Source organism: Acinetobacter sp. 228 (assembly GCF_048147885.1).
In genome coordinates this window covers 1-3,267 of record NZ_JAYWYV010000043.1, presented here as the reverse complement: position 1 = coordinate 3,267, position 3,267 = coordinate 1, and the positions used below count along the sequence as shown (strand labels likewise).

1 protein-coding gene and 2 pseudogenes are annotated in these 3,267 nt (G+C 38.0%); all 3 read right to left on the bottom strand.

Going from position 1 to position 3,267, the window contains the following annotated elements; all coding sequences use genetic code 11:
• Window positions 1–1,128, bottom strand: a 1,128-nt coding sequence (gene pgaC / locus VXQ92_RS15475; protein WP_416682389.1) for a poly-beta-1,6-N-acetyl-D-glucosamine synthase, incomplete at its 3' end; no start/stop codon positions are given.
• A pseudogene (gene pgaB / locus VXQ92_RS15470) lies at window positions 1,128–2,953 on the bottom strand (poly-beta-1,6-N-acetyl-D-glucosamine N-deacetylase PgaB). The pseudogene pgaB and the gene pgaC, both read right to left, overlap by 1 nt.
• Window positions 2,953–3,267: pseudogene (locus tag VXQ92_RS15465) on the bottom strand (poly-beta-1,6 N-acetyl-D-glucosamine export porin PgaA); the annotation flags it as partial. The pseudogenes pgaB and VXQ92_RS15465, both read right to left, overlap by 1 nt.

Below are 3,267 nucleotides of genomic sequence, written 5' to 3'. Positions count from 1 at the left end.
TAATGGATACCAAATTACCCAAAAATAATTTCTAAAAAGCCGACCACGATCATAACGATGGTCTATCCATAAACTTACTAGAAATTGAACAAGACATGTTCCACCTAATATCACGCCATACCACTGCGGCATGAGTGAATTAATTTGAAATTGTTGCGGTAAATCCACAAACAATCCCACAAAAAATAGAATAAAAATCATAATCATCACATATGACCAAATAATGCTGACTAAAGCTTCGAGCATTACCGGCCACATACGGCGCAAGCGGAGTTTGAACATTTTAGGAATATATTCTAATAATACCTCTACCCCACCTTGTGCCCAGCGTAAACGCTGTTTCCAAAGGCCTTTAAAGGTTTCCGGCATATAGATATAACAAAGTGCTTGAGGAATATATTGAATGTCCCAATGGTCCATTTGGAGCTTCCAAGAGATATCAATATCTTCCGTAATTTTGTCATCAGACCAAAAGCCCACGCGAACCAAAGCGGTCTTTCTAAATGCTGCAATTACACCTGATACTGTAAAAATACGACCATATGTTCTTTGTGCGCGCTTAATCAAGCCAATAATTGAAGAGAACTCGCCGACTTGCAATTTACCTAAAATACTTGAGCGATTTAAAATTCTAGGATTACCGGTTACAGCACCAATTCTTGGAAAATTTAAAAAAGGCTGCATAAGCCAAAGTACTGCATGAGGATGTAATAAAGCGTCTCCGTCAATACACACTAGATATTCGTATTTACTTACTAACACTCCCGATCTTAAAGCCACTGCCTTACCTTGGTTTTCTGCCAGGTGCACAACTCTTAATCGGGCGTCTTGAACTGCCAGTTCATCAAGAATTTCTGCAGTGCTGTCACTACTTCCGTCATTTACAGCAATGACTTCAAAATTCGGATATTTTGTCTGTAAGGCATAACGAATCGTTTGTCGGACCTGAGCTTCTTCATTAAAGCAAGGAATAATAATACTGCACCCTTCACTTGATGGCTCAGGCAGTTGCTGCTCATGATATACCCTTTTAAAGAAAAACCAGAGACCTCCTACCATCCATGTCCAAGCCATCAACAACGGATATAAAAAGGCAAAAGCAAATAAAATATCGAGTAATACTTTCATTACTTTTTCCCCTCAGTCGCGAGACCTGCAAAGGGCTGATACATGACCGAACTCGAATTCAAGCTAATCGGGTTATATAAATATTCATGAACATTTTTTGAGTTTTCATTGGTATAGCCATCAACCCCAAATTTCTGAATACCTATGCGCTGAATATTGAAAAGACCTTGTTTCACTTCTTGCCAGGCATTTTGCTGACTATTTTCGGGTAATGATAAAGTCAGCATAATGCGCTGTTTATATTTCGAATCAAGCGTATTTAAAATTGCTAATACGTGATTAAACTGTTTTTGCTTACCCACTATATTGAACTTAAGATTTACTAAATCATGTTGGGATAACAGCGTTTTTAAAAGCGTTGGTAAATTTTCGATATGTTCAAAATCAGGTGTAAGCAATAAACTAAACTGAGCCTGATTACTCATGTTTAAATAAGGCTTCACAGCCTTTTGAGTAAGCTGGCTCACATATGTAAGCTGTTTTAATTGGTTAGCACAGGCATTTTCTTTTATTGTTGTGCTTTGCATAGCACAATTTAAAGTGGTTCCAGCATTAAGTTGAATACCACTTAAATTACTATTGAAACGTGCGATATCCTTCGCTAAATCTGCCACCAAAAACGGTTTATTTTTTTGAGGATATACAGGCAACTCTAAAATAACTGACTGTCCGGCACGAGTTTGTGCCTGCCATAAAGTTCGGTTCAAAATATCTTGCTGAACGCTTAGTTGAGTTGTTGGGAAATAAGCAATGTCATACTGCCCATCGCCATCTTGATCATCTAAAGGTTTCAATATCAATGTGTTATTTTTTAAGCTATAAAGCTTGGATAACAATAACCCTAGTTTCTCATCTGACTGAGTATTAGTTGAAGCAGTTAATTGTTTTAAGTCCATACTCACAAAGTGGCGAGGTTGCTTAAATAAATCTAATTCTTCAAAGTTGAGAATATTGATCATACCCTCTGTTAACTGCTCAGCTGTAGGAGTATTAGTGACCACACTACGTTTAAAAGTCGAGTCACTCTATTCATTCCATCACGTCCTAAACTGAAAGAAAAAATAAAGCCGGCTTCTTGAGACAATTTTTCTAATTGCTCATTCACAGCACCATAAGGCCAAATAATTGCCTTAGGTTCAACACCCACTTCTTTCTTTAAAACGGCGTATGATTTTTTTAAGTCCTGCAAAATACGTTGTTGATATTCCACATCCGTTTCATAACGCTTTTGTGATTTTAAATACGCGTAAGAAGTCGCAGCAGGCTGTTCATTCCCTTGGGGATTAGCCAATACTCCATGATGCAAATCATCACTATGACTTGCAAACTCGGCTAAGCCTGAAGCTTGCATTTCTCGCACTTGCTTCCAATCGACTAGGTTTCCTTGCCCATAAGCTTCATAACCAGCTTGTGTATTCCCATTTAGCCAACTGGTCGGAAGTGCAAATACTGCCGGAATCTGATATTGCTTAAGTAATGGAAATACACGGCTATAACTACTTAAAGCTCCATCATCGAAAGTTAACAAAATAGAATTATGAGGTAATTCCTTACCTTGTTTACGCGCCTCTTCAATATCTTTTAAGCGAATGGGCTTCCAGTCAGATTGACTTAACCAGTCAAAGAACTGTGCTAAATTTTTCGTTTGGATTGCATAAATATCCCGATCCCCTTCTTTTAAGACATCATCCCTGACATCATGAAAAGTTAAAGAAACCGTATGATTTTTTGGTAAATCTTTTTCTATCTGGGCATATGCAAATTGCAGAGGCAACAATGTTGAGACCAAGGTACAGCCCAACATTTTCGACAATAAATTATTCATTAAAAACGCCCTTCAAATCCAAAAATACCGTAGGTATGTTGTTCATCATGTCCATCGTAAGGATGGTATTGCCAACCAATTCCATAATTGAGCTGCCATGTCCGTGATAGCTGCCATTGATGTTGATATTGCAAAGAGTAAGTAGGTTTAGCAGAGTAATCGGCCTGTTTATAAAGGCCTACACCCGCTTCAAAATGCTGCTTAAATGAACGCTCATATTCACGCCAAGTCACCCAGTAATGACTTAAGTTAAACTCAGCGCTGTAATGTGAACTTGGACTAAAATAAGCTGTTTGATCTTGGCTGTTAGTACC